The 24,583-nt window shown below is 68.3% G+C and carries 26 protein-coding genes (1 of these 26 cut by a window edge); 13 read left to right on the top strand and 13 right to left on the bottom strand.

The genetic code is table 11. The features are described 5' to 3' along the window. Positions 1-1,128: an ABC transporter permease gene (locus JN22_RS11795; protein ID WP_085554102.1), complete on the top strand. Its 1,128-nt coding sequence runs from the start codon at positions 1-3 to the stop codon at positions 1,126-1,128. Here JN22_RS11795 and JN22_RS11790 read toward each other — a convergent pair whose 3' ends face one another. Continuing rightward, complete coding sequence (locus JN22_RS11790; protein WP_085554101.1) at positions 1,129-1,401, bottom strand: BON domain-containing protein; 273 nt, start codon at positions 1,399-1,401, stop codon at positions 1,129-1,131. 129 nt (positions 1,402-1,530) lie between these two features. Between JN22_RS11790 and JN22_RS11785 the strand changes: the two genes are divergently transcribed. Next, positions 1,531-1,842: a hypothetical protein gene (locus JN22_RS11785; RefSeq protein ID WP_085554100.1), complete on the top strand. Its 312-nt coding sequence runs from the start codon at positions 1,531-1,533 to the stop codon at positions 1,840-1,842. Positions 1,843-2,085: 243 nt separating this feature from the next. Further along, entirely contained in the window at positions 2,086-4,377 is a 2,292-nt protein-coding gene (locus JN22_RS11780; protein WP_085554099.1) for a heavy metal translocating P-type ATPase, read from the top strand. Between the two features lie 52 nt (positions 4,378-4,429). On the opposite strand, the gene JN22_RS11775 is transcribed toward JN22_RS11780, so the two are convergent. The 6 genes from JN22_RS11775 to JN22_RS11750 all read right to left on the bottom strand — a co-directional run bounded on the left by JN22_RS11775 (position 4,430) and on the right by JN22_RS11750 (position 8,300). Next, complete coding sequence (locus tag JN22_RS11775; protein WP_085554098.1) at positions 4,430-4,990, bottom strand: cytochrome b; 561 nt, start codon at positions 4,988-4,990, stop codon at positions 4,430-4,432. Positions 4,991-5,240: 250 nt separating this feature from the next. Then, entirely contained in the window at positions 5,241-5,474 is a 234-nt protein-coding gene (locus tag JN22_RS11770; RefSeq protein WP_143268266.1) for a hypothetical protein, read from the bottom strand. A gap of 250 nt (positions 5,475-5,724) precedes the next feature. After that, positions 5,725-6,294, bottom strand: coding sequence for an Hsp20/alpha crystallin family protein (locus tag JN22_RS11765; RefSeq protein ID WP_085554096.1), 570 nt, complete (start codon positions 6,292-6,294; stop codon positions 5,725-5,727). 284 nt (positions 6,295-6,578) lie between these two features. Further along, positions 6,579-7,034, bottom strand: a complete 456-nt coding sequence (locus JN22_RS11760) for a baeRF12 domain-containing protein (RefSeq protein ID WP_085554095.1) — start codon at positions 7,032-7,034, stop codon at positions 6,579-6,581. 85 nt (positions 7,035-7,119) lie between these two features. Then, positions 7,120-7,434, bottom strand: coding sequence for a c-type cytochrome (locus tag JN22_RS11755; protein ID WP_085554094.1), 315 nt, complete (start codon positions 7,432-7,434; stop codon positions 7,120-7,122). A gap of 23 nt (positions 7,435-7,457) precedes the next feature. Beyond that, positions 7,458-8,300, bottom strand: a complete 843-nt coding sequence (locus JN22_RS11750; protein WP_179166132.1) for a Crp/Fnr family transcriptional regulator — start codon at positions 8,298-8,300, stop codon at positions 7,458-7,460. Positions 8,301-8,948: 648 nt separating this feature from the next. On the opposite strand from JN22_RS11750, the gene JN22_RS11745 reads away from it, so the two are divergent. Further along, on the top strand, positions 8,949-9,248 hold the full coding sequence (locus JN22_RS11745; RefSeq protein WP_223677685.1) for a zinc-binding dehydrogenase: 300 nt from the start codon (positions 8,949-8,951) through the stop codon (positions 9,246-9,248). Here JN22_RS11745 and JN22_RS11740 read toward each other — a convergent pair. The 3 genes from JN22_RS11740 to JN22_RS11730 form a co-directional block, all read right to left on the bottom strand. After that, complete coding sequence (locus tag JN22_RS11740; RefSeq protein ID WP_179166101.1) at positions 9,229-9,450, bottom strand: hypothetical protein; 222 nt, start codon at positions 9,448-9,450, stop codon at positions 9,229-9,231. The genes JN22_RS11745 and JN22_RS11740 overlap by 20 nt on opposite strands. 45 nt (positions 9,451-9,495) lie before the next feature. Continuing rightward, positions 9,496-9,828 (bottom strand): DUF5335 family protein, encoded by a 333-nt coding sequence (locus JN22_RS11735; RefSeq protein WP_085554092.1) that lies wholly within the window; start codon positions 9,826-9,828, stop codon positions 9,496-9,498. A 107-nt stretch (positions 9,829-9,935) separates the two neighbouring features. After that, positions 9,936-10,766 carry a universal stress protein gene (locus JN22_RS11730; RefSeq protein WP_211099633.1) on the bottom strand — a complete coding sequence of 277 codons (831 nt, stop codon included), beginning with the start codon at positions 10,764-10,766 and terminating at the stop codon, positions 9,936-9,938. 538 nt (positions 10,767-11,304) lie between these two features. Between JN22_RS11730 and JN22_RS35215 the strand changes: the two genes are divergently transcribed. Together JN22_RS35215 and JN22_RS11720 are read left to right on the top strand one after the other, a co-directional pair. Beyond that, positions 11,305-12,948, top strand: coding sequence for a sensor histidine kinase (locus tag JN22_RS35215; RefSeq protein ID WP_179166131.1), 1,644 nt, complete (start codon positions 11,305-11,307; stop codon positions 12,946-12,948). Positions 12,949-13,113: 165 nt separating this feature from the next. Continuing rightward, a complete protein-coding gene (locus JN22_RS11720; RefSeq protein ID WP_179166130.1) occupies positions 13,114-13,251 on the top strand; it encodes a hypothetical protein in 138 nt (45 codons plus the stop codon). Here the strand turns inward: JN22_RS11720 and JN22_RS11715 are convergent. From JN22_RS11715 to JN22_RS11705, 3 genes are all read right to left on the bottom strand, one after another. After that, on the bottom strand, positions 13,248-14,087 hold the full coding sequence (locus JN22_RS11715; RefSeq protein WP_085554089.1) for a universal stress protein: 840 nt from the start codon (positions 14,085-14,087) through the stop codon (positions 13,248-13,250). The two genes, JN22_RS11720 and JN22_RS11715, sit on opposite strands and share 4 nt — an antisense overlap. A 256-nt stretch (positions 14,088-14,343) precedes the next feature. Further along, positions 14,344-17,073: an HAD-IC family P-type ATPase gene (locus tag JN22_RS11710; protein ID WP_085554088.1), complete on the bottom strand. Its 2,730-nt coding sequence runs from the start codon at positions 17,071-17,073 to the stop codon at positions 14,344-14,346. 796 nt (positions 17,074-17,869) lie between these two features. Further along, a complete protein-coding gene (locus tag JN22_RS11705; protein ID WP_085554087.1) occupies positions 17,870-18,763 on the bottom strand; it encodes a GntR family transcriptional regulator in 894 nt (297 codons plus the stop codon). Positions 18,764-18,964: 201 nt separating this feature from the next. Between JN22_RS11705 and JN22_RS11700 the strand changes: the two genes are divergently transcribed. From JN22_RS11700 to JN22_RS11670, 7 genes are all read left to right on the top strand, one after another. Further along, positions 18,965-20,107 carry a mannitol dehydrogenase family protein gene (locus tag JN22_RS11700; protein ID WP_085554086.1) on the top strand — a complete coding sequence of 381 codons (1,143 nt, stop codon included), beginning with the start codon at positions 18,965-18,967 and terminating at the stop codon, positions 20,105-20,107. Further along, a complete protein-coding gene (locus JN22_RS11695) occupies positions 20,104-20,787 on the top strand; it encodes an amino acid ABC transporter permease (RefSeq protein WP_085554085.1) in 684 nt (227 codons plus the stop codon). The genes JN22_RS11700 and JN22_RS11695 overlap by 4 nt, the downstream gene beginning before the upstream one ends. A gap of 11 nt (positions 20,788-20,798) precedes the next feature. Next, positions 20,799-21,452, top strand: coding sequence for an amino acid ABC transporter permease (locus tag JN22_RS11690; RefSeq protein ID WP_085554084.1), 654 nt, complete (start codon positions 20,799-20,801; stop codon positions 21,450-21,452). A 31-nt stretch (positions 21,453-21,483) separates the two neighbouring features. Beyond that, positions 21,484-22,230 (top strand): amino acid ABC transporter ATP-binding protein, encoded by a 747-nt coding sequence (locus tag JN22_RS11685; protein WP_085554083.1) that lies wholly within the window; start codon positions 21,484-21,486, stop codon positions 22,228-22,230. Between the two features lie 65 nt (positions 22,231-22,295). Next, positions 22,296-23,081 carry a transporter substrate-binding domain-containing protein gene (locus JN22_RS11680; RefSeq protein WP_085554082.1) on the top strand — a complete coding sequence of 262 codons (786 nt, stop codon included), beginning with the start codon at positions 22,296-22,298 and terminating at the stop codon, positions 23,079-23,081. Between the two features lie 58 nt (positions 23,082-23,139). Further along, complete coding sequence (locus JN22_RS11675; protein WP_085554081.1) at positions 23,140-24,150, top strand: zinc-binding alcohol dehydrogenase family protein; 1,011 nt, start codon at positions 23,140-23,142, stop codon at positions 24,148-24,150. Positions 24,151-24,157: 7 nt separating this feature from the next. Beyond that, positions 24,158-24,583, top strand: partial view of a UxaA family hydrolase gene (locus JN22_RS11670; protein WP_085554080.1) — the beginning only. The gene runs 1,098 nt beyond the window's last position; the window shows 426 of its 1,524 coding nt (coding positions 1-426); the start codon lies at positions 24,158-24,160; its stop codon lies beyond the right edge, outside the window.

The following is a 24,583-nucleotide window of genomic DNA, read 5'->3' as shown; positions in this document are numbered from 1 at the left end:
ATGGAGCGATTCCTGCGCAACAGCCTGACCCTGGCCCGCAAGGAATGGATCAGCCTCCTGCGCGACGGCTTCATGTTGGGCTTCGTGATCTACTCCTTCACGCTGTCGGTCTACAGCCAGGCGACCGGCATCTCGCACGAGCTGCGCAACGCCGCCATCGCCGTCGTGGACGAGGACCGTTCAGCCCTGTCGCAGCGGCTGCTGTCCAGCTTCCACGGGCCGGAGTTCCAGACCCCCGTCCTTCTCCGCCACGGGGAGGTCGATCCCGCCATGGCGGCGGCGCGCTACACCTTCGTGCTCGACATCCCTCCGGACTTCCAGGCCGACGTTCTGGCCGGCCGCAGCCCGGCCCTGCAATTGCTGATCGACGCCACCGCCATGATGCAGGCCGGGATCGGCGCCGGCACCATCCAGGGCATCCTGGACGACGAGATCGGCCGCTTCGTCCGGCGCGAGGCCCCGGCGGCGGCGGCGCCGATCTCCCTCCAGGTCCGTGTCGCCTTCAATGAGGCGCTCGACACCCGCTGGTTCACCGGCACCATGTCGGTGGTGAGCAACGTGACGATGCTGGCCGTGCTTCTGGCTGGCGCCGCCCTGATCCGTGAGCGCGAGCACGGCACGCTGGAGCATCTTCTGGTCATGCCGGTCCGCCCGGCGGAGATCATGGCCGCCAAGGTGCTGGCGAACGGGACGGTGATCCTGGCGCTGACCGTGGTCGCGCTCCAGGGTGTGCTGCGCGGCGTGCTGGGGGTTCCGCTCGCCGGGTCGGTGCCGCTGTTCCTGGCGGGGACTGCGCTCTACCTGTTCTTCGCGACGGCGCTCGGCATCTTCCTCGGCACGGTGGCGCGCTCGATGCCACAATTGGGGCTGCTGTTCATCCTGATCGTGCTGCCCATGAACATGCTGTCCGGCGGCTTCACCCCGCTGGAAAGCGAGCCCGGATGGTTGCAGACGGCGATGCAGCTGTCGCCCTCCACCCATTACGTCGCCTTCGCCCAGGCCATCCTGTTCCGTGGCGCGGGCATCGCGACGGTCTGGCCGCGCTTTGCTGCCACGGCCGGCATCGGTGCCCTCTTCTTCGTCTGGAGCCTTGCCCGCTTCCGCCGCCACCTCGCCACGTTCCACTGATCAATGTCCGCTGATCGCAAGCCGGTCGTCGACGGCCTTCACACCTGGCGCCGACCAGGCGGCACGTTCGGCGATCTGCCGCTCGTGCCATGCGCGGCCCCTGCCGTTCAGGGTGACCTGACCGTCCCTCACCATCACCGTGATGGCGTCGGCGTCGATCTGCGCGCCTTCCTCCACCGCGTCCGGTCGCGGTTTGACGCAGGTCAAGAACGCATCCGCCGAACCCGGCCGAAGCACCTGGATGCCGCCGGTTGCGGTCTCGTCTTTTCCCATCCGCTGCGACCAGATATCCGCGCCGGCGGGGGTGAGGCCTGCCGGACCTTGATCGAGGTTAAGTCAGGGCTGCGCCGTGTGCGGCAGACTGCTGCCGGATCGGAAGGGCACTCGTTCGGGGACACCAGCATGAACATCACCATCGACGACTGCGTCGGCATGTGCGGCCTGACCAAGGACGAGGTGGACGCCATTGCCGAGCATGAGCGTCTTCCGGAGATCGTTGCCGCGGAACTCGGCTGTTATCTGGTCCGAGACAGCGCCGGCCGCACCCGGATCCGGCGCATGATCGAGGACGACATCGCTGCGGCCACGGCGAAGGGGCGCCATGGGCACGCGGCCGTGCTCAAACTCGCGCTGTGCCATTTCCTGAGCGAACACGAGGCCGACGAGCGTCCGGCCTTCGGGTCCGGGGAACCGGAATCGACCAGCGGCGGCTGAGGCCGGTTCGGGGCGGGTGGTCACCGGCCGAAATCACCGGCCGAAAGCTCGATCCGGCCCGAAAAGCGTTCCCGAACGCAGCCTGACTGAGGACATCAACCATGGCGACCCAGTGGCATCCGCCGACAGCCGTTGATCGTGGCCATCGTGGCGTTCTCATCAAGGGACCGGCGCTTTTTCGCTTGAGCGGGTGCTGGGCGGCATGATGCGAGCGCTGCCGGGTTCGACGCCAGGGAGTGTGCCATGGCTGGTGCCTTGACCAGAAGCCTCGCGCTCCTCGCGATGGCGGCGGGCGGACTTATTTTGGGAGCCCTCGGTTGGTGGAAGGGGGAAAATGCCCTGACCCTATGGGCATGGTCGGCGGGAACCATCCCGGTCCTCCTCGCCCTGACGATCCATATTCTCCAGTCGATGCTCCGGCGGGAAGCGGGGCTCGACATCCTTGCCGTTCTGGCCATGGCGGGCGCCTTGGTGCTGGGCGAACACCTCGCCAGCATCGTCATCGCCCTGATGGTGGCCAGTGGTCAGGCCCTGGAGGCGTATGCCGGCAACCGCGCCCAGAGGGAAATGACGGCGCTGCTCGGGCGAGCCCCCCGCACCGCCTGCCGGTATGTCGGCGAGCGGATCGAGACGGTGACGCTCGACGGGATCAAGCCAGGCGACCGCCTTCTGATCCGCACAGGGGATGTGCTTCCGGTGGATGGCACCGTGGCTGCCGGACCGGTCGTGCTCGATGAGTCGGCCCTCACCGGCGAGCCGCTTCCGATCCGGCATGCTGCGGGAGAAACGGTGCGGAGTGGCACGACCAACGCCGGAGACCCTTTCGATCTGATCGCGGTGACGACGGCGGACGAAAGCACCTATGCGGGAGTCGTGCGTCTTGTCGAAGCCGCCCGGGCCTCCAAGGCGCCTTCCGCGCGTCTGGCCGATCGCTACGCCCTTCTGTTTGTTTCGTTGACGCTCGCTGTCGCAGGGCTGGTCTGGCTGCTGACCGGCGAGGCGTATCGGGCGCTGGCCATGATCGTCGTGGCGACGCCATGCCCGCTGATTTTGGCTGTGCCCGTGGCGATCGCGTCCGGGATGTCGCGCTGCGCGCGACGTGGAGTGCTCGTCAAGGGAGCCGGCGCGCTGGAGGCTCTGGCCACCGTCCGGACTCTCCTGTTCGATAAGACCGGTACCCTGACCGGCGGTCGTGCGCGCGTCATAGCCGTCGAGACTGGCGACGGTTATGCCTCGTCCGACGTCCTGAGACTGGCGGCATCCCTGGACCAGGCGTCTCAGCACGTCCTGGCGGAGGCCATCATCGCCGCGGCGCGCGCCCGTGGCTTGCCGCTTGCCTCGCCGTCGGAGGTGGTCGAACATCCCGGTTTCGGAATTGCGGGCTTGGTGGATGGCCACCGTGTCGTGCTCGGCAGCTTCGATTATGTGTCGCGGCATGGGTCCCAGCCCCCATGGTCCACCCGACTTCTCCGCCGGATGGGGCACGAGGGGGTGGCCGGGGTGTTCGTCGGGTTGGGCGGTGCGATGGCGGGCGCGATCCTTCTCGCCGACGAGATCCGCCCGGAAGCCCCGCGGTCCCTGCGTCTGCTGCGCAAGGCCGGGGTACGGCGCACGGTCATGGTGACCGGTGACCGCCGCGACGTGGCCGAGGCCATCGGGGCAGCCTTGGGTCTGGATGGCGTGGTCGCCGAATGCACCCCATCCGACAAGGTGAAGGCGGTCGCGCGGGAGCACAGCCGGGGTCCGACCATGATGGTGGGCGATGGCGTGAACGATGCGCCCGCGCTTGCGGCGGCCGACATCGGCGTGTCCATGGGTGCGCGGGGAGCGGCCGCGTCGTCGGAAACGGCCGATGTCGTCCTTCTCGTCGACCGGCTCGACCGGCTGGCCGAAGCGATGCGGATCGCCCGCCGGTCGCGGCGCATCGCGCTTCAGAGCGTGCTCGCGGGGATGGGGATGTCGTTCGCCGCCATGGGCGCCGCGGCGTTCGGTTTCCTGCCTCCGCTGGCCGGCGCCATGCTTCAGGAGGCCATCGACGTCGTCGTGATCCTGAACGCCTTGCGCGCGCTCGGCCCTATCCGTCTGCATGGTGCAAGGGCCACGCTGTCCGAAACGGAGGCGCAGCGCCTGAAGGCCGAGCACGACAAGCTCGTGCCGCTTCTCGATCGGATACGCTTTGCCGGAGACCAGCTTGCGGGCGGCTCCCCGCCGCCTTCGGAGGAACTGGTCAGGTTGGGCGCTCTGCTGCGGGATCGGCTGCTGCGGCATGAGCAGGAGGACGACGCCACCTTGTACCCGCAGGTGGCCAAGCTGCTCGGAGGCGAGGACCCGATGGCGGCGATGAGCCGCGAACATCGGGAGATCGGACAGCTTGTCCGTGTGTACAGCCGAATGGTGGCGGATCTGGGAAGCGGCCCTCCCGACGATTTGGTTCTGCGCGATGTCCAGCGCGTTCTCTACAGCCTCGACGCCATCCTGCGCCTCCATTTTGCCCAGGAGGAGGAAATCTACCAGGCCCTGACGGACGCCGCCTGAACGGGCCGCAGCGCAAGGGAGATGGCCTGGGGGAGATGGTTGCCCGCCGCAATCACTTTCCTGGCAGCATCCGCCGCATCACGTCGTCACGCAGGAGGAAACGATGGTAGAGCGCGGCAACAACATGCAACCCCGCCGCGGCCAACAGGAGGTAACTGAGCGCCACATGGACATCCCCGGACGATCGCCCCAGCGGTGAGCCGTCCGCCACCAGCGAAGGCAGCGGGACCGCCGAGAACAAGGTTACCGTCCAACCCCGGGCGGAGGCGTTCATCCAACCCAGCACCGGGACGATCACCAGCAGCGCATACAGCAGCCAATGGACGAGCGCCGAGATCAGGTTCTGCCATCCCGGCAGGCCCGCGGGCGGTGGCGGAGCCGGATGGGTCAGTCGCCACAGCAACCGGCAGAGCAGCACGAACAGGATCAGCGCCCCCACCGAAAGGTGCAGGTTGATCAAGGTTTCCGGCTGGGTGCCCCGGTGTATTTCGGGCATCGTCCAGCCAAGAGCGTATTGGGCGATGAGCAACGCCACCATCAGCCAATGCAGGAACACCGCCACCGCCGTGTAGCCGAAGAATTCCTGGCCTGCGCCGGACCCGCCCTGTCGCATCGGTTCCTCCCTGTCGCGGCCTCGCCGGGCCGGCCTGCTGAACAGCCTGCGCTGCTGGCGCGTCGGTGCCGAAGTCAACACCGGCGATCCGCTTATGGCGACCGCGGAAGCCTGCGTCCGCCGACCTCCCAACCCGCGAACCGGCGTTGGAGTCTGCTCCGGATCGGCGCACCCCGCAAGCTTTGAAGGGCTCCGGCCGATCCCGACGGCCCCGTACCGCGAGTTCGCCCCTTGCTCGATTGCACACCAGCTATGGCCGGGCGGCGGAGCGGTCGGCGATCTGTCTCAGGCTGCCGTCCGCGCGTCTGGCGAAGACCTGCACATGATGGCCGAGATCGCACACGCGTTCGGCATCCTTGAGGGCGGCTTTCAGGGCGTCGCGCCGGGAGCCGAAGTTCCCGCCGCAATCTCCGCCCTGCATGCGCACGGTCCACGCCTCACGCTGCCGTTCGACGATATAGTTCAGGTGCAGATAGCAATCCATGATGTCACCCATACGCTGAAGAGGCCGGTTGATCAGCCGGCTTCGGCAAGTTGCGTCCCCGGCAACGCGGCCTCCCCCGCTGCCGGCTCCGTATGTCGGTTGGTTCGCGCACATCGCGGGGCGGCGTGTGCACCACCTTCTCAAGTTCGCCGTGCGGCAGACCGTGGGGTCGGACAGCGCGCTCCGCCGCGAAGCCTGCCGGTGAGGAAAGGCGAGCGCCGGGGGGCCGGCGTTCGCCTTTCCAGCTGTCTCATGCCTGCTTGATGTCGATCTGCCGCCTGGCCGGTTGGCTCGACGCGGTTTTGGGCAAAGTGAGCGTGAGGACGCCGTTCTTCATGCTGGCCGCGATGCGGTCGCGGTCCACGTCGGCCGGCAGGCGGAACGTCCGCGCGCACAGGCCGTAGCGCCGTTCCGAGAAGGTGCGGCTCGCGCCCTTCTCCTCCTTTTCCTCCCGCTTCTCCGCCTTGACGGAGAGGAAGTCGTTCTGGACCGTGAGGTCGATCGACTGCGCGTCCATTCCGGGGAGTTCCATGGTCACCCGGTACTCGCTCTCGCGGTCATCGACCTCGGCCGGCGGGGCGAAGGCCATGCCCTCCAGCCCGGTGCGCAGCAGCGGTTCCAGATCGAACGGCGCCCGCCGGCTCCAGGGCAGGTGGAGCATGGACGAGGCTTCGTCGAACAGCCGGTCGAACTCGTCGCGCAGGGCGAGGATCGGGTTCCGGTTGTGGACGGCGATCTGCTGCGCCGCTGTGCCCGTCGAGGCGACCTCCTGCCGGGGCTTCTCCTCTTGAGGCTTTGCCGTCACGTTTGCGTCTGCCATGTCGTCCTCCTGGGTTCGGGTGACTCGTGTGCCGCCTCCTGTATCGGCCCGATGCCGGGGGCGCCGGTTAACCTGGATCAAGCGGGTCGGCGGTTGGGGCTGGCAAGGAGGGGGTAGACCTCCCTCAAGTGTCCACGGGCCAGGCCGCTGCGCAGGTCATGCAGGGGCTGCGGCACCGGGAGAGACTGCGCCCTCATGAGCACGCTCCGCGAAACGGGAGCCGGGCCTCGGCTCTTCCGCGGTTCGGCGCTGGTGCCGGCCGGTTGGGGAGGGACGGACCGGCGTCATCCGCGCAACAGAGGCCTCAGGCGTGCGGGAAGCGTCTGGGCCGATGTGCCGAGCAGATCCTTGGCCTCCTGCCGGGTCAAGCGCAGACGGGCCTGAGGGCTCAATGCCCGCCTCAGGGTCCGCAAGGTCGCGGAGGGGGCGACGAGGATCAGGGAATCGAACATTCCCTGCATGGCGGCCTGATTGACGAGCGCGGCAACGCGCTGCTCGAAGGCCGTCGCGGCAATGTCCTGGGCGGAGGTTCCCCGCTCCGTCATGGGTTGTCCCGTTGCCGCGTACGCGGGCGTGCCGGGCGCGGGGTGGTCCGGCTTTTCGGACTCCGGCATCCGCAGGTCGATCGCGGCCTCGCGGGTGAGTTCCTCGTAGCCATGATCCGGCCCGGGCCGCCGGCGCAGGAGGACGGCGCCGGTTTGGTTGGCCAGAACGATCCAGGTGCTGTCGCCTCGGTGCATCGGCGGGTCTCCTCGACGGGGATTCGACCAGCCGCGACGGGGGCGTGCCTTAACCTGGGTTATCCGCCGCCTTGTGCCGCATCGCTCACCGCGCCAGGCTTTCCAGATAGGCGACGACCGCGTCGATCTCGCTGCGCGTGAGGCCCATGTTGGGCATCGGCGGGTGAGGATCGGCCAGCCAGCCGCGGATGCGGTCCGGGCCGCGGCTGCGGTCTTTGGCGATGCTGTCCAGGGTGGGCGCCGTGTCCGTTCCGCTGCCCTGCGGTCCGGACACATGGCAGGACGAACACCAGCGCTCGACGATCCGCCGCCCTGCGGCCGGGTCGGCCGTGGCGGCGGCCTCGACGCCAGGCGAAGCCAGCAGGAGCGCCACGGCGATGACGCCGATCCTTCCGTTCATCGCTATTCCCTCCCAATGCGGGTTCAGGCTGGCCGGGCGGCGAAACCGGCCGCCTTCGACAGACCGGCCAAGGGAAGGGTGGAATCCAGTTGGGCGACCTCGGCAAGCCGTTCGGTGTCGAGGAGAACCAACTGCCCCTTGTGGAAATCCAGAAGCCCGGCCTGGCGCAACCGCTTCAGGGTGCGGCACACATGCACGGAGGTCAACCCGGTGGCGCCGGCGATGTGGATCTGGTTGATGGGAAGGTGGATGGCCGCCGGGTCGCTGCCCCGCCGGGCGATGATGCGGTGGTGAAGGTCGAGAAGCAGGTTGGCGATCCGGCCCTGCGCCGGTTGCTGCCCCAGCGCGCTGACATGATTCCAGGCGGCGAGCGCCTCGCGGGTGACCGTGGCGGCGAAGTTCATGGCCAATTGTGGTGATCCGAGGCAGGTCCTGAAGAAGACCGAATGGGTAATGCTGCACAGCGCGAGATCGGTGACCGCCTCCGCCCCATAGGCCATGCCGTCCGCCTCGTTCCCCTCGAAGCCGAGGAGGTCGCCGGGCAGCACGAAGCGGATGATCTGCCGGCGGCCGTCCTCGAAATGCTTGTGGGTCAACGCCCAGCCGCTCCGGACGATCAGCACGGATCCGAACGGCTCCCCCTGATGGAACAGCGTGCTTCCGGCCCGGCGGGCCTGGATGTGCGGACCATGGGGAAACAGGCGGTCGAAATCCGTGTCGTCGATGCGGCGGCAGACGCTGTACTCGCGAGCGGGGCAGAGCGCGCATTGGCTTTGTTTTCCGGCGGCGCAGGGGGAGCGGCTCAGGAGATCGCAGGGCTGGAGTGTGTCGGCGTCGCCAACCGCGGGGCTTGTGTCGTGGCTCATGGCTGAGACCTCTCGGTCTGCCGTCCGCCGATCAACCGGTGGATGGCTTCGGCTGCTGGACGTCGGCGGGCCGCGGTTCCAGCGATCGCTTCCCATGATCGCCCCACGATCCGGCCGCGTCGCTGCTTCGCAACATCTAGACACGCCCGGCGGCCCCGTCCAGCTCTCTGACGTGGTAGGTTTTTTCGGGATCGGGGAAGATCATTGATGTTCTTCAAGTATTTTCCTTTGCCATCCGATGCTAGCCACAAATCGACCGAAGGGCGGCTGGGCATCGTTTCTGCGCTCGTGAAATTTTTCCACGAACCTTCCGCTGTTTCGTTTCCGGGTCTGTTTCAAGTCAGCGCCCGCGCAGCGGGGGCGGGACGACAAGGCCGGAGATCAGCCTTTCGTCGTGTCCCGTGGCCGAGGCCCCGCGCGCGGGGGCCGATGGTCCGACCGGGCTTAACCCAGGTCAATGCACAGCCGGTCGGAACGGCCACCTTCGTCCCATCGGCGTGTGTCGGGTTCTCGGCCGTGCGGAGCGGGCCGTGAGGAACGCGTCTCCGCCGATCCGGGCTCCCCGACCGCCGGATTCGGGACATCACGCGAGGTGTGCCATGGTCATGATGAAGGCGGCCGTGTTTCCGCATCGGCGACACGGTGGCGGTGTTCGCGCAAGGGCCGATCGGCCTCTGCGCCACCGCCGGGGCGAGGCTGAAGGGGGCGGCGACGATCATCGGGGTCGATACCGTGCCCGAGCGTTTGGCCATGGCCCGCCGCATGGGCGCCGACCACGCCGTCGCGGCGACCCTGTGCCCGGGCGGCAAGGAGCGGATGCGCCGCCTGCTCGCCGTCGTCGCCTCGGGCCGCGTCGATCTGAAGCCGCTGGTCACGCACCGCTTCACGCTCGACGCGATCGAGCAGGCCTGCGAGAGCTGTTCGCCCATCAGCGCGACGGCGTGCTGAAGGTCGCCATCACGCCTCGCTGACCGGGTGCCTTGCCACCGGGCCGGGGCGGTTGCCCGCGGTTGCCGAAGCCGCCGTCGGCGACGGCATTCCGGTGGAAGCGGACGGGCAGGCCATCGGTTGTTTCGATGAAGCCGGAACCCTTTGTCGGCGAAGGGTTGGGCGACGCGGCCGTGCGGCGGTGCCGGTTCGGACCGGCCATGCCCTTTCCCGCGCCTTCTACCAGGGGCATGGCAGGGCTTCGGGGCTACCGATGGGGAACCGCGTGGGTGCCGATCCGCAGGATGGTCTTGCGGCCGTCGCCATCGATCGTCTCGATGGTGACGACACCGTCCGGCGCACGGGCGACATGAAGCTCCTGCGGTTTCTCGATGCGATGATCCAGGACTTCGAGCAGGACATCCAACTGCCGCTCTCTCGGATCGTAGCTTATTCCCAGCAGGACGACGCCATCGGCCACGCGTTGGGCTCCGAGGTCCGGCGCGATCACCTCGATCGAGCTTGGCCGGCCGCGAAACAGGGGCGCGTTGGCATCGAAATAGCGGGGCCAGTTCTGTTCGGCGATGCGCGTGGTGACCATGGCTCACCCCTCGGGAGGTCGGTGCGTCTGCGGCTCGGGCAGAATGCGCGCGTGTCCGGTGGCGGCGATTGACGCAGGTTAAGCCGGAGCCGGGCGCGGGTGGCCGGTCAGTGGGTCAGCAGCAGCGCCTTGTTCGGATGACGGAGCATGAAACGGGTCACGCCACCGAACACGGTCTCGCGCAACCGGCTGTAGCCATAGGCCCCCATGACGATCAGGTCGGCGCCGAGTTCGTCGGCGCGGCGGATCAACCCATCCCCCAAATCGTCCAACCCGGTGCGCACGGCGGCGAACTCGGCGTCCACGCCGTGCCAGCGCAGATACCGCAGCAATCCCGCGCAGTCATGCGGGTCCACCGATCGTGGTTCGGTGGACAGCACGAAGACGCTGTCGGCACGATGGAGGAACGGCAGGCTGGCGGCGACGGCGCGAGTCGCTTCGACGCTGCCGTTCCAGGCAATGGACACCGACCGTCCGAGCGGCGCGGAGTGTTCGGGCGGAACCAGCAGCACGGGTCGGCCGGTGCCGAACAGCGCCGCCTCGACAGCCGCCTGCTGTCCGGGAAGGGTGCTGTGGGCGAAAACGATCAGGTCGGCCTTGCGCCCCTCGTGGGGAAGCAGGGCATCCGCCGTGCCGCGGATCGTCCGCCATGCCGCAGACGGTCCGTCCCGTTCGGGCTGTTCGGAAACGGCCAGTCCGCTCAAGGAGGTCGTGGCCCGCTCGAACAGGCCGTGGGCCCGCTCGCGGATCGCGGCGTTCTGGGCGCGCACGGTGCGCGTCATGTCCAGGATCACCGGCTCGGGCAGGCCCTGGGCGAGGAGCGGCAAGGTGTCCTCCGGACGCGGATCGATGTAGAGGGCGTCGACGTGCCCGTTGAATTCCCGCGCGACGGCGAGCGCTGCGTGCAGGGCGTGACCGTCCGTGTCGCTGCCGGTCATCGGTGCCAGTATCACATGGTACGACATTCTGCCTCCTTTCACCGCCCCATCGCGGTTCGCGACGGACGCTCGCGGACAGGAGAGCCGCCAGCGTTCCGTTGGAGTGAAGAAAGCAGACACGGGTCACGTCTGGATTGATCGAGATTAAGACATAAGCAAAATTGCCATACTCACAAAAATTCCTTAAATGTATGTTCGCAAGTCGCGGCCATGGAAAGAGTGTTTCGCAAAATCAGCAATATGCCATCGCAAGTGTTTAATAAAATGTGGGCGCGGATTCCTCGTGCTTTGACTCTCGCGGGAGTCTTGCGGCAAGAGTGGAATCAGCATATTCTGTTTGTCATATGATATTGAAGTAAATGCATTTTATATTCTACGATAATTTACTGCATGTGCGCTTGGTGCCCGTGGCGTAGCGTGACGATGGCGCAGCCTTGTCTTTGGATAATCGGTGTCACGGAGGAATCCGATGGATGTGGCGACAGTCCCGGGTGCTCGACCGGCGTCCCCCGTTGCGGCAAGGCGCAACATCGCCTCCGTGCTCCTCGGCATGATGGGGCCGCCGCTGGCGGCCATGGCCCTGGTCACCGTCGGCCTGATCGCCTGGAATTTTTCCCACCAGCGCGGGTTTGCCGAGGCGGAGATGGTGAGAACCGCCAGGGCTCTGTCGGTCGCGCTCGACCGCCAGTTGCTCGTCACCACCAGCGCCCTGGAGAGCCTCGCGGTCGCTCTGGCCGACGACCGGGACCCCGAGCATGCCTACCGCATGGTGCAGGACATCAAGGCCCGCCATCCCTATTGGTCGCATGTGACGCTCCGCACGGCTGCGGGCGATGTGCTGTTCACCACCGCCGTCCCGTTCGGAACGCCCATGCAGGGCGACAACTCCATGGATGTGCTGGTGGAGAAGGCCGTGGCCACCGGCCGGCCGCAGATCTCGAACCTCCTGTATGGGCCGATCGCCCAGCCCCCCGTTGTGGCGGTGCTCGTACCCGTTTCGCGGAAGGATGGTTCCGCCGATGTGCTGGTTGCGGTGGTGGCCACAGCCAAATGGCAGGAGCTTTTGCGCGAGGAGGGGGTCGCCGAGGGCTGGGTGGCCGGGATCATCGACCGCAACGGTATCGTCGTCGCGCGGACGCGCGGTGCCGAGCGCTTTGTCGGCAAGCCGGCGCCGGGCTGGGTTCTCGACGCGATCGGCAAATCGCCGGACGGCTGGGCCGAAGGCCCGGCTCTGGAGGGCGAAGCCCTGTCGCTCGCCTTCTCCCGGTCGGCGGTGTCGGGATGGAGCCTCGCCTTCGCCGCTCCGGCCAGCCTGTTCGAGCAGCCGATGCGCCGGTCGCTGTGGCTGGCGGCGGCCGTCAGCGGCGCCACGATCCTGGCGGCCCTGGTCTTCGTGCTCGCCTACGCCCGCCGGCTGTCGCGGTCGATGGCCGGGCTGGTGCGGACGGTGGACGTCCTGCGACGGCCGGGGGGCGCTCTGCCGCCGACTCCGGTCTCCGCCTCGGCGGAGTTGGCGTCGGTGTACGAGTCCATGCGGGACGCCAGCCTGTACCTGCTCCGGGTGGAACAGGAACGCACGACGGCGATGCGCGAACTCCAGCACCGGGTGAAGAACGACCTTCAGGCCATCATGGGCCTGATCGCCATGGAGCGCTTCCAGAGCCCTTGCGCCGGAAGCTGCGCCATGCTCGATGAGCTGGAAGGGCGGATCGAGGCGTTGCGCCTCGTCCACAGCCGGCTCTACGACGCCCGGCGGGTCGGAACGGTCGAACTGGGCGGGTACCTGCGGGAGCTTTGCGGCAACGCCGTCGCCCTGTATGGCCGCAGCCATCACGGAGGCATCACGCTGGCGGTGCACGCCGACGACATCGAGGTCGGCCATGACGTCGCCGTTCCGCTCGGCCTGATCGTCAACGAGTTCGTCACCAACAGCGCCAAGCACGCCTTTCCGCAACGGCCGGGGCGGATCATGCTCGATCTGGCGCTGATGGAAACGGGGCATGTGCGCTTGCTCTTGGCCGACGACGGGATCGGCCTGCCGGTCGAGCGCGCGCGGTCGTCCGGTCTCCAACTGATCGGGCTGCTGGCGCAGCAGGTTGGCGCGGAACCGGAATGGGCGGTCGGCGCGGGCACCAGCCTGCAACTCTCCTTCCTGGTCGCGGCGGTGGCCGAGGCCGCCTGAAGACCCGTTGCCGTCATCCAGCCGTGTTTCGATGTCGTGGTCTGCCGCCAGCCTGGCCGGCTGAAGGGTGGCCTCGATCAAGGTCGACGCCGGACCCCCGACCGGGGGCGTCGGTTTCCGCTCGATGAACGCCGCCGGTACGGGTTCCGGAACAGGATCCGGTCCATGGCGCTGATCGGGGGGCTGGGGACGCCGATCCCGTCGGCCGGGTTGCCCAGGGCATGGCACGACCTCGCAAGGCCGGCGGTCGGCCTGTCGAACCGGGTCCTGCGCCAACGCAAGCTCGTTGGAGGGACGGCCTAATGGGACATAAGGACCGGCACCGTCATGCGCTTGAGCATGGCGCGGGTCATGCCGCCGAGCACCAGTTCGCGCAGCCGGGAATGGCCGTAGGCGCCCATGACCAGCAGATCGGTCCCGGAGTCGGCCATTTGGTTGAGCGTCAGGTCGGCCGGATCGAGCTCATCGCTCCGAAGGGACAGGGTGTCCACGGATGCGTTGTGGCGGGCCAGATGGCGGGCGATGTCGGCGCCGGGATCCTCGCCATGCCTCCCTGCCGCCTCCGGGTTGACGGTGAGAACCTGCACCGACCGCGCCATTTCGATGAGGGGCATGGCATCCGCCACCGCGCGGGCGGCCTCCCGGCGCGCGTCCCAGGCCACCAGGACACGCTCGCCGATCGTCGGGAAGGTCCCGTAATGGGGGATCAGGAGGACGGGGCGGCCGGACGACAGCAGAAGCAGTTCGGCGTCATGGTCGTCGATGTCGGAAGCTTCGTCGCCTCCGGGCTGGCCGAGGACGAGAAGATCGGCGTACCGTGCGTGCAGCGCCAGCCGGTCGGCGATCATCGCCGGAGGGCAATCCATGAGGCGCTGCCCGGTCGCGCAGCCCTGCCGCGCGAGCACCGCATCAAGCGCCGCCGCCGCGCGCTCCGCCGTTTCGGTCGCGCCTCTTTCGAGCGCCGCCATGACGGACGCGGGAGGCGGTATCTCGGCGCTGAAGCGGAACTGCGGCTGGACCCGGATCACGAGCCCGGTCAGATGCGCGTCCAACCGTTCCGCCAGCCGCGCGGCGGCTTCGATCCTGCGGACACCGGCCGGGGAATGATCGAAATGGACCAGGATTTCCTTGTAGGACATGACGGGTCTCCCGCTTCGTGGCTTCTCTCGCGGGAAGGATGAGCCGTTTGCCGGCGCCGGCCTTTACCTGGGTCAAGATGGCCGCGGTGAATCGGCATTCTCCGTGGGATGCCACCGGTCCGCATGATCCGCGTAAAGGCGCCGAGCCTCCCGTCCGGTCAGCGGACGGATCGGGTCCGTGCCTCATCATTCCATGCGGGGGGCGTGGGCTGCCGCTCATCTGCCCGCTGATAGGCCGCCATTCTTTGTCCCGGCTTCAATCCCTCCTCCGGAACAACGCGCGCCGGACGAATTTCTCCAGTTCGAGGACGGCGAACAGGGCGGCGCCGGTGGCAAGGATCGCCACGCCGTCGTCGATGCCGACCGTGCCGATGCCGAAGAAGCGCTGCATGATGGGGGCATGGGTGAAAATAAGCTGGAGCGTCACGACCGCGCCGACGGCCGCCAGGACATGGGGCGTGCCCCGCAGACCGATGGCCGTGAAGGAGGGGACGCGCAGGTAACGGACGCTGAAGAGATAGAACACCTCCATGCAGACCAGCGTGTTGACCGCGACGGCGCGGGCCTCGGCCAAGCTGGCGCCGCGGTCCAGGGTCCAGTGGAAGGTTCCGAAGATGCCGAGCAGGAACAGAAGCGAGACGAGAACCGTCCGCCAGACCAGGAAGCCGGACAGGATCGGTTCACCGGGCGGACGGGGCGGCCGGGTCATCGCGCCGGCCTCCGGAGGCTCGAAAGCCAGCGCCATCGACAGGCCGATGGAACTCACCATGTTCACCCACAGGATCTGCACTGGCGTGATGGGCAGGGTGGTGTCGAGCAGGATCGCCGCCACGATGCCGAGGGACTCGCCGCCGTTGATCGGCAGCAGGAAGAGGATCGCCTTCATCAGGTTGTCGTAGACGGTCCGACCCTCCTGGATCGCCGCGACGATCGAGGCGAAGTTGTCGTCGGCCAGAACCATCAGGGCGGCCTCCTTGGCGGCCTCGGTGCCCTTCCGTCCCATGGCGATGCCGACGTCGGCCTGCTTGAGCGCCGGGGCGTCGTTCACGCCGTCCCCCGTCATTGCGACGACCGAGCCGTCCGCCTGGAACGCCCGCACCAGGCGCAGCTTGTGCTCGGGGCTGGTGCGGGCGAACACGTCGACGTTCGGCGCGGTCCGGCGAAGCGCCTCGTCGGACAGGCGGTCGATGTCCGATCCGGTCAGGACGTCCTGCGGGTTGGCAAGCCCGAGGTCGCGGGCGATGGCCCGCGCCGTGTCCGCATGGTCGCCGGTGATCATCTTGACGCGGATCCCGGCCGACCGGCAGCGCGCGACCGCTGCGACGGCCTCGTCGCGCGGCGGATCCGCGATCCCGAGCAGGCCCAGCAGCGACAGACCACCCTCGACGTCGTCGAAGCGCAGGAGCAGCCGCCCAGCCGGCATCGGCTTCCAGGCAATGGCCAGGACGCGCCACCCCCGTGAAGCCATCCCGACGACACGCGACCGCCACAACGCGGCATCTGGGGCCGTTCCGTCACCCAGCTCCGCCCGACCGTCGCGGGGCTGGCGCTCGCACATGGCCAGAACCTGTTCGGGCGCTCCCTTGACGCAGACGAAGGCGGTTCCGTCATGGCCGTGATGCAGCGTCGCCATGAATCGGTGCTCGGGTTCGAAGGGGATGATGTCGGTGCGTGGGAACAGCCTCCGGAGTTCGTCCGGATCGATCCCCGCCTTGCAGCCGAGCACGACGAGGGCGCCCTCCATCGGATCGCCCTCGATCCGCCAGCCCCCGCCGTCCCGCCGAAGGCACGCGTCGTTGCACAGCACCGCCGCCCGAGCGATTCCGTCCAGGTCCGGCACCTCGCCAGGATCGGCAAGGGGCCGGCCGTCCTGCCGGAAGCCGCCGCGCGGGCTGTAGCCGGCACCGTCGACCTCGTACAGGCCGGAGGCCGTGGCGAGCGCCTTGACCGTCATCTCGTTGCGCGTGAGGGTGCCGGTCTTGTCCGAGCAGACGATCGACACGGAACCGAGCGCCTCCACGGCCGGCAGGCGGCGGATGATGGCCTGGCGCTTCGCCATCCGGGTGACGCCGACCGCCAGCGACACGGTCAGGATGGTCGGCAACCCTTCCGGGATGGCCGCCACGGCGAGGCTGACCACGGCCATCAGCGTGCCGGCCGCCTCATGGCCGCGGACCAGGACGCCGAGAGCGAAGACCAGGACCGCGCCGGCCAGCACGCTTCCGGTCACCCAGCGCGCGAGCGTGCCGACCTTCTCCAGGAGCGGTGTCGTGAGCGTCCGCACGGAAGCGAGCAGGCTGGTGATCCGCCCGATCTGCGTGCCCGCGCCGGTGGCGACCACCACGCCCAGGCCCTGGCCCGCGACGACCAGCGTCCCGGAGAAGGCCATCGACGCTTGATCGCCCAGCGGGCTGTCAAGGGCGACCGACTCCACGCTCTTGGCCGCCGCCACCGACTCGCCGGTCAGCGCCGCCTCATCGATCCGCAACCCGCGGGCGCGCAGCAGGCGCAGGTCGGCGGGCACCCGGTCGCCGGGTTCGATCAGCACGGCGTCGCCGGGCACCAGACCGGCCGCCGGGACGGCGCGCCTCCGGCCGTCGCGGAGGACGGTCGCTTGGGGGGCGAGCATGCCGCGGATCGCGTCGAGCGCGCGTTCGGCCCGGCCCTCCTGGAGAAAGCCGATGCCGGCGTTCAGGACGCAGACGAGCAGGACGACCACGGCGTCGGTCCAATGCCCCAAGGCGGCGGTGACGGCCGACGCCGCCAGCAGGATGCGGATCAGCAGACTGCCGAACTGGGACAGGAACCGGCGCAGCGGGCCGCGAACCGAGGCGGCGGGCATGGCGTTGGCGCCGCAGGTGCGCAGACGGTCGGCCGCCTCCCGCTCCGAGAGTCCGTCGGCTCCGGTGCGGAGTTCGGAACAGACGGCGGACGGGTCGATGCCGTGCCAGCACCGCGCCGGGACGGTGGACGGATCCCGCGGCATGATCGTCTCCGTTTGCTTCGGTCACGGCGAACACGAAGACCCGACTCCGGTTGCCATGTGCCGCGGCATGCTTCGGTCCTTGTTCGATGGATGGAACGGATTCAATGGGCCATCGGGACCGGCAGCGGGCTCTCCGTCATGATCGTCCGCGAGTCAGCCAGCCGCCCTGAACCTTGGCCTGAGCGCTGTCCTTGGGGACGAACGCCCGAACTCCAGTTCGTCGAGAATGAGCTTGCGCAGACTGAGGTCGGTCATGACGGTCTCCGTGACAATCCTGGAAGCGCCTGTCGCGATGATACCGGCCGCAGTGTCCGCCGCCGCCGACGGCCGGCCCTTAACGCAGGTTAAAGGCTGGTGATTCCGCCGTGTCACCCATCCCCTTGACGGTGGCAGAAGAGAGGAGTGCCTGCCGGGAGGAACCGCCGCACCGCGGTCTCGATCTGACGATATTCAGGCCGCCGACCGTCGCCTCCCGGTACCAGTTGATCCGGTCGCCCCTCAGGAAATCGTCGCGCGCGAATGCCGCGGCGCCGCTTCGCCGAACCAGCCGCGATCGATGTTCAGGAACCGCTTGATCCCTCCCTTGATGAGCGCTGAGGCGGGATGGCCGCCCGGCAGTCACGCGATCGTGGACAGCGATCCGGACGGTCTGGCGTCGTTGTGACGAGGCGTCCCTGAATTTCGAGTGGCCAGACGCCGAGAAGGGAGGCCAGGAGGGTCAGGAGTCCGATCTGGCGTCCGCACGGAACGGGACACCATAACCCGGCGTCCATCGTTCCGCCTGGAAGTCCAATTCCTACCTTCGCACCTCCATGGAGCGGAGCAGGCTCGCGCGAGCGGTGTCCAGATGGGCGCGGCAGGCGGTCATCATCCGCTCCGGGTCGCGGCTTTTCAGGCCCCGGATGTAGGCGAGATGTTCCTGGATGGCGACCGCGTTGCGTTCCTTCTCGTCGCGCTTGTTCCACGGGTAGTGGTAGTGGAAGACCATGGAGATCACGTCGAAGAACATCTCCATGAAGCGGTTGGGCGCCGCCTCGTTGATCAGGCTGTGGAAGCGCTGGTCCAGCTCCGAGAACTCCATGAAGCGCTGGTCGATGTCCTTCAGCAAGGCGACATGCTGCTCCTCGATGCGGTCCAGCTCCTGCCACAGCGGTGATTTCGCATCGAGTTCGATGAAGCGCCGGGCCGAACGGAGTTCGAACATCTCGCGCACCTCCGTCAACTCCTCCGCGAACTCCTCGGTGAAGCCGCGGAAAACCCAGCGGCTGTTGGGGCGCCGCTCCAGCAGACCGAAATAGCTGAATTGGTTGAGGTGCTCGCGGATCGCCGAGTTTGAGGTGCCGAACTGGCGGGCGAGGTCGAGGCCGCTGATGTGCTGGCCCGGCTTGCAGTCGCCCTGCTGGATCCAGGCCATGAACTTCTTTTCGACGGTGGTGGCGACCGATTCCGTCTCGGTGTCGGGGTAGTAGTCGGCGGGGGCCGGGTGGCGCAGGATCCGCTTCGCACGCTTGTCGATGCCGATCAGCCCGGCGGCGGTCAGCCCGTCGAGGACGGCGCGCACCGTGGTCCGACTGACGTCGAGCGCAGCCGCCAGTTCGTTCTCCGACCCCAGATCCCCGCCCAAGGTGCGCGCGGCGACCAGGTCCAGGCACTGGTTGTAGCTGCGCTTGTAGAGGGTGTTGGTCTTCATGCCGTGGCGTCCGCCCTGTTTTTTCTCATTGGTTTTTTCCCATAAAAAACAGATTGACCCTCTCTCTTCTCCTATGTTTGTTATCCGTAACGAACAGGTGACGTCAACAATCAAGATGGCGGACGAACGGCGGTGCGGACGGTTCCAGCGGGAGCCGGAGCACCGGCCACCGCTCCGCCGTCGAGGGGAGATCTCCGGACGATGACCGGCCGCATCCTACAATTCGGCACCAGCCGCTTCCTTCAGGCCCATGTGGATCTGTTCGTCCACGAGGCGCGGGAGGCCGGCCAGCCGGTCGGGCCGATCGCGGTGGTCCAGGCGTCGGGCTCGGCGGAGCGGGCAGGGCGCGTCGCCGCCTTCGGCCGTCCCGGCGGTTTTCCCGTCATCATCCGCGGCATCGAGAGGGGCGCTCCGGTGGAACGCCGGATCCAGGTGACCAGCGTCGACCGCGGCCTCGCCGCCGCCCGCGACTGGGAGGAACTGTCGGCGCTGTTCGCCGGGGAGACGGACGTTGTGGTCTCCAACATGGGCGACACCGGCTACGAGGTCGCCGCCGCCGACCGTCATCCGGCGCTGCTGTCCGGCACCGCCGTCCCGCACTCCTTTCCCGGCAAGCTGCTGGCCCTGCTGCACCGGCGCTGGCGCGACGGCGGGCGGCCGCTGACGATCCTTCCTTGCGAACTGGTCAGCCGCAACGGCGAGGTGCTCGCCGCCATCCTGGCCGGGCTGGCGCGGGATGCGGGCGCGCCGGCCGGCTTCCTCGGCTGGCTGGCGGGGTCGGTGATCATCGGCAACACGCTGGTCGACCGCATCGTCTCGCAGCCGCTGGAGCCGATCGGCGCGGTGGCCGAGCCCTATGCGCTGTGGGCGATCGAGCGCCGGCCCGGCCTTCCGGCCCCCTGCGGGCACCCGGCCATCGTGATGACCGACGATCTGGAGCCCTTCGAGCGGCTGAAGCTGCACATCCTCAACCTCGGCCACAGCGTGCTGGCCGACCTGTGGATGGCGGAGCGGCGCGACCCGGACGAGACGGTGCGCGCCATCCTGGCCGACGGCCGCGTCCGCGACCGGCTGGAAAGCCTCTACCGCACCGAGGTGGTGCCGGGCTTCGCCGCGCGCGGCATGGCGGGGGAGGCGGAAGCCTACGTCGCCACCACGCTCGACCGCTTCCTCAACCCCTTCCTCGACCACCGCATCGCCGACATCGCCCAGAACCACCCGGCCAAGGTCGAGAAGCGCATCGGCGCCTTCCTCGCCTGGGTGTATGGCGCCGGTTCCGCCCGCCACGCGACCCCGCTGCTCGATGCCGTGCTGGCCCGGCCTGCCGAGGGAATCCGCTCATGACCTACGAATTCGATTTCTCGGTCCTCCTGCCTTTCTGGCGCGAATTCGCCACCGGGGTGTGGCTGACCCTGCAACTGTCGGCGCTGGCCACGGTGCTCGGCTTCGTGCTCGGCACGCTGTGCGCCATCGGCCGGGCCGACGGCTCGCCCGCCGTCAAATGGGCGGTCGCCACCTACGTCGAAGTGATCCGCAACACGCCGCTGCTGGTGCAGATCTTCCTGGTTTATTTCGGCATCGCCACGCTGGGCATCCACGTCTCGGCCAACATGGCGGCGGTCATCGCCCTGGTCGTCAACGTCGGCGCCTACACCTGCGAGATCGTCCGCGCCGGCCTGGAATCGGTGCACAAGGCGCAGTTGGAGGCGGCCGACTGCCTCGGCCTCAGCCGGGTGCAGACCTATTGGCACGTCGTGCTGCGGCCGGCGGTGGAGCGCGTCTATCCGGCGCTGACCAGCCAGTATGTGCTGCTGATGCTGGCCTCCTCCATCACCTCGCAGATCTCGGCGGAGGAGCTGACGGCGGTCGCCAACCGCATCCAGTCCGACACCTTCCGCAGCTTCGAGACCTACATCGTCGTCGGCGTCCTCTACCTGCTGCTGTCCTTCGTCGTGCGCGCCGCCTTCTGGGGCTTCGGCATGGTCGTCTTCGTCCGCCGGCGCAAGCTCGGCACGGCGCTCTGAGGGGAAAGGTCATGCCCGGTTTCAGCTTCACCCATCTCGAATTCCTGGCCTGGGCGGCGCTCTGGACGGTCGGGCTGTCGGTCATCGCCTTCGTCGGCGGCGGGCTGCTCGGCTTCGTCGTGGCGCTGGCCCGCGTCTCCGCCAGCCGGTCCCTGCGGATCGCCGCGATCGTCTACATCCAGCTCGTCCAGGGCACGCCCCTGCTGATCCTGCTGTTCCTGATCTATTTCGGCGTCGCCATCGCCGGCTTCGACGCGGTTCCGGCGATCATCGCCGCCGGGGCGGGGCTGACCGTCTATTCCTCAGGCTTCCTCGCCGAAATCTGGCGGGGCTGCATCCAGTCGGTGCCCAAGACCCAGTGGGAGGCGGCCGAATGCCTGGCGCTGACGCGCTGGCAGCGGATGACGCGGGTCGTCCTGCCGCAGGCCCTGCGCCTCGCCACCGCGCCGACCGTCGGCTTCCTGGTGCAGATCGTCAAGAACACCTCGCTGGCCTCGGTCGTCGGCTTCATCGAGCTGTCGCAGGCCGGCAAGCTGATCAACAACTCGATCTTCGAACCCTTCACGATCTTCATCGTCGTCGCCGTCTTCTACTTCGCCCTCTGTTTCCCGCTCTCGACCTGGAGCCGCAGCCTGGAAAGGAAGCTCAATGTCAGCCGTCGCTAAGCCCGCGCGTCTCCGGGAGGACGAACAGCCCATGCATGCCCCTGTTTCCGCCAAGGCTGTCGTCAGCCTGTCGAACGTCCACAAGAGCTTCGGCGCGCTGAAGGTGCTGGACGGCGTGTCCTTCGACGTCGGCCCCGGCGAGGTCACCGCCATCATCGGCCAGTCGGGGTCGGGAAAATCGACGGCGCTGCGCTGCATCAACGCGCTGGAGACGATCCAGCAGGGCAGCATCCATGTCTGCGGCCACGCCGTCCACGACCCGGCGCTGGACCGCCGCGCGCTGCGCCGCGACGTCGGCATCGTCTTCCAGAGCTACAACCTGTTCCCCCACCTGACGGTGGAGCAGAACATCATGCTGGCGCCGACCTGCGTGAAGTCGATGTCCAAGGCCGAGGCCCGCGAGCTGGCCCGCGAGGTGCTGGCGCGCGTCGGGCTGGAGGCGAAGGCCGAGCAGTATCCCGAGCAGCTCTCCGGCGGGCAGCAGCAGCGCGTCGCCATCGCCCGCTCGCTGGCGATGAAGCCGAAGCTGATGTTGTTCGACGAGGTGACCTCGGCGCTCGACCCGCAGCTCACCGGCGAGGTGCTGAAGGTGATGGAGAGCCTGGCGGCCGGCGGCATGACGATGATCCTGGTCACCCACGAGATGGCGTTTGCCCGCCGCGTCGCCTCGACGGTCATCTACATGCACCAGGGCAAGGTGTGGGAGAGCGGTCCGGGCTCGATGCTCGACCGCCCGCAAACCGAGGAACTGCGCGGCTTCGTCGGCAGCGGGCTGTGAGTTTCTCCCTCTCCCGGGGCGGGAGAGGGCAATTCGAATCGCAACAAATCCAAACGGAGGAAACCATGAACCGCAGACACCTGATCGCCGCGGCCGGCGTCGCCATGCTCGCCAGCCTGACGGCCCCGGCCTTCGCCGACAGCCTCGACACCATCAAGGCCAACAAGAAGATCCGCGTCGCCATCGACCTCGGCTCGCCGCCCTTCGGCATGAACGACAGCGCCATGCAGCCGACCGGCTCCGACGTCGAAACCGCCAAGGCGCTGGCCGCCGATCTCGGCTACGCGCTGGAGATCGTCCAGGTCACCAGCCCGAACCGCGTGCCCTTCCTGCTGACCGGCAAGGCCGACATGGTCATGGCCTCCTTCAGCATCAACGAGGAGCGCAAGAAGGTCATCGACTTTTCCGATCCCTACGGCGTCATCCAGGTCGTCGTCGCCGCGCCGAAGAACGTCGCGATCACCGACCTGAAGGACGTGGTCGGCAAGCGCCTCGGCACGACGCGTGGCTCGACCAACGACAAGGAGGCCACCGCCCAGGCCCAGGGCGCCGAGATGGTGCGCTACGACGACGACGCGACGCTGATCACCGCGCTGATCTCCGGTCAGGTCAACATCATGGCCTCCTCGCCGCAGGTGATGGCGGCGGTCAACGCGCGCCGGCCGAACGACCCCTACGAGGTCAAGCTGGTGCTGAAGACCAACCCCTACGCCGCCGGCTTCCGCAAGGGCGACGACGCGCTGCGCAAGGTGGTCAACGACTGGATCCAGGCCAACCTCGCCAACGGCAAGCTCAGCAAGATCTACGAGACCTACAACGGCGTGCCCCTGCCGGCCGAGATGCCGAAGTGACGCGAACCGGGCCGGCCACGGCGCCGGCCCGCCCCCATCCGACAGGAGTTTCAGGACAATGAAGGCGTTGATCTGCGAGGAACCCGGCCGCTTGGCGGTCATCAGCCGGCCCGACCCGGTGCCGGGCGCCGGGGAGGTCCTGGTCCGCATCCGCCGCGTCGGCGTCTGCGGCACGGACTTCCATATCTTCCAGGGCAAGCACCCCTTCCTGGCCTATCCCCGCGTGATGGGGCACGAGCTGTCGGGAACGGTGGAGCGGGCGCCGGACGGCAGCCGTCTGAAGGCCGGCGAGAACGTCTACATCGTGCCCTACCTGTCCTGCGGCACCTGCGTGTCCTGCCGGCGCGGCGTGACCAACGCCTGCCAGAACATCCAGGTCGTCGGCGTCCACCGCGACGGCGGCATGGCCGAGTATCTCTGCGTGCCCGAACAGAACGTCATCCCGGTCGGCGGCGCCTCGCTCGACGAGGCGGCGATGATCGAGTTCCTGGCGATCGGCGCCCACGGCGTCAAGCGCGGCGGCGTGACCGCCGAGGACCGCGTCCTCGTCGTCGGCTCTGGCCCGATCGGCATCGCGGCGATCATCGCCGCCAAGGCGCGCGGCGCGAACGTCACCGTCATGGACATGCGCGAGGACCGGCTGGCCTTCACCCGCGACCGGCTGGGCGCCAACCATCTGCTGCGCGCCGACGCCGAGGCGGAGGCGGAGGCCAGGCGGCTGACCGGCGGCGACTTCTACGACGTGGTGATCGACGCCACCGGCAATTCGACGGCGATGCACCGTGGTTTCGGCTTCGTCGCGCACGCCGGCCGCTACGTGCTGGTCAGCGTCGTGCCGGGCGAGATCACCTTCTCCGACCCCGAGTTCCACAAGCGCGAGACGACGCTGCTCGCCAGCCGCAACGCCCAGCCCGACGATTTCGCCGAGGTCGTCCGCTTCATGGAGGCCGGCAAGGTGCCGTCGCTGGCGCTGAACACCCATCGGGGCGCGCTGGCCGACGGGCCTGAGCTGTTCAAGGAATGGCTGCGCCCGGAAACCGGCGTCATCAAGGCCATCCTGGAGGTCTGACGGCATCATGACCGCTCTCCCCATCCTCCGCCTGCACGCGGCCGACAACGTCGCCACCGCCGTCGAAAGCCTCGCCCAAGGGCGGGAACTGCCCGGAGGGCTGACCGCCGGGGCGGCGATCCCGCGCGGGCACAAGATCGCTACCGCCGCCATCCCGTCGGGCGCGGCGATCCGCAAGTTCGGGCAGGTGATCGGCTTCGCCAAGGGCGACATCGCGGCGGGGGACTGGGTGCACGAGCACAACGTGGCGCTCCAGGAGTTCGAGCGCGACTACGCCTTCGCCGCCGAGGCGCGGCCGGACGAGCCCCTGCGGCCCGGCGAGGGGCCGGCGACCTTCCAGGGCTTCCGCCGCGCCGACGGACGGGTCGGGACGCGCAACTACATCGGCATCCTCAGTTCGGTGAACTGCTCGACCACCGTGGTCGACTTCATC

The organism is Azospirillum agricola, assembly GCF_020005195.1.
Classification (GTDB): domain Bacteria; phylum Pseudomonadota; class Alphaproteobacteria; order Azospirillales; family Azospirillaceae; genus Azospirillum; species Azospirillum agricola.
The sequence above is the reverse complement of the archived record's forward strand: the minus strand, read 5'-3'. Positions and strand labels throughout refer to the sequence as shown.

What these genes read in the sequence shown, in the direction of transcription:
- JN22_RS11795 (WP_085554102.1), top strand. Translation starts at nt 1, where the DNA reads ATGGAGCGATTCCTGCGCAACAGCCTGACCCTGGCCCGCAAGGAATGG.
- JN22_RS11790 (WP_085554101.1), bottom strand. Translation starts at nt 1,401, where the DNA reads ATGGGAAAAGACGAGACCGCAACCGGCGGCATCCAGGTGCTTCGGCCG.
- JN22_RS11785 (WP_085554100.1), top strand. Translation starts at nt 1,531, where the DNA reads ATGAACATCACCATCGACGACTGCGTCGGCATGTGCGGCCTGACCAAG.
- JN22_RS11780 (WP_085554099.1), top strand. Translation starts at nt 2,086, where the DNA reads ATGGCTGGTGCCTTGACCAGAAGCCTCGCGCTCCTCGCGATGGCGGCG.
- JN22_RS11775 (WP_085554098.1), bottom strand. Translation starts at nt 4,990, where the DNA reads ATGCGACAGGGCGGGTCCGGCGCAGGCCAGGAATTCTTCGGCTACACG.
- JN22_RS11770 (WP_143268266.1), bottom strand. Translation starts at nt 5,474, where the DNA reads ATGGATTGCTATCTGCACCTGAACTATATCGTCGAACGGCAGCGTGAG.
- JN22_RS11765 (WP_085554096.1), bottom strand. Translation starts at nt 6,294, where the DNA reads ATGGCAGACGCAAACGTGACGGCAAAGCCTCAAGAGGAGAAGCCCCGG.
- JN22_RS11760 (WP_085554095.1), bottom strand. Translation starts at nt 7,034, where the DNA reads ATGCACCGAGGCGACAGCACCTGGATCGTTCTGGCCAACCAAACCGGC.
- JN22_RS11755 (WP_085554094.1), bottom strand. Translation starts at nt 7,434, where the DNA reads ATGAACGGAAGGATCGGCGTCATCGCCGTGGCGCTCCTGCTGGCTTCG.
- JN22_RS11750 (WP_179166132.1), bottom strand. Translation starts at nt 8,300, where the DNA reads ATGAGCCACGACACAAGCCCCGCGGTTGGCGACGCCGACACACTCCAG.
- JN22_RS11740 (WP_179166101.1), bottom strand. Translation starts at nt 9,450, where the DNA reads ATGGCCGGTCCGAACCGGCACCGCCGCACGGCCGCGTCGCCCAACCCT.
- JN22_RS11735 (WP_085554092.1), bottom strand. Translation starts at nt 9,828, where the DNA reads ATGGTCACCACGCGCATCGCCGAACAGAACTGGCCCCGCTATTTCGAT.
- JN22_RS11730 (WP_211099633.1), bottom strand. Translation starts at nt 10,766, where the DNA reads ATGACCGGCAGCGACACGGACGGTCACGCCCTGCACGCAGCGCTCGCC.
- JN22_RS11720 (WP_179166130.1), top strand. Translation starts at nt 13,114, where the DNA reads ATGGCGCTGATCGGGGGGCTGGGGACGCCGATCCCGTCGGCCGGGTTG.
- JN22_RS11715 (WP_085554089.1), bottom strand. Translation starts at nt 14,087, where the DNA reads ATGTCCTACAAGGAAATCCTGGTCCATTTCGATCATTCCCCGGCCGGT.
- JN22_RS11710 (WP_085554088.1), bottom strand. Translation starts at nt 17,073, where the DNA reads ATGCCGCGGGATCCGTCCACCGTCCCGGCGCGGTGCTGGCACGGCATC.
- JN22_RS11705 (WP_085554087.1), bottom strand. Translation starts at nt 18,763, where the DNA reads ATGAAGACCAACACCCTCTACAAGCGCAGCTACAACCAGTGCCTGGAC.
- JN22_RS11700 (WP_085554086.1), top strand. Translation starts at nt 18,965, where the DNA reads ATGACCGGCCGCATCCTACAATTCGGCACCAGCCGCTTCCTTCAGGCC.
- JN22_RS11695 (WP_085554085.1), top strand. Translation starts at nt 20,104, where the DNA reads ATGACCTACGAATTCGATTTCTCGGTCCTCCTGCCTTTCTGGCGCGAA.
- JN22_RS11690 (WP_085554084.1), top strand. Translation starts at nt 20,799, where the DNA reads ATGCCCGGTTTCAGCTTCACCCATCTCGAATTCCTGGCCTGGGCGGCG.
- JN22_RS11685 (WP_085554083.1), top strand. Translation starts at nt 21,484, where the DNA reads ATGCATGCCCCTGTTTCCGCCAAGGCTGTCGTCAGCCTGTCGAACGTC.
- JN22_RS11680 (WP_085554082.1), top strand. Translation starts at nt 22,296, where the DNA reads ATGAACCGCAGACACCTGATCGCCGCGGCCGGCGTCGCCATGCTCGCC.
- JN22_RS11675 (WP_085554081.1), top strand. Translation starts at nt 23,140, where the DNA reads ATGAAGGCGTTGATCTGCGAGGAACCCGGCCGCTTGGCGGTCATCAGC.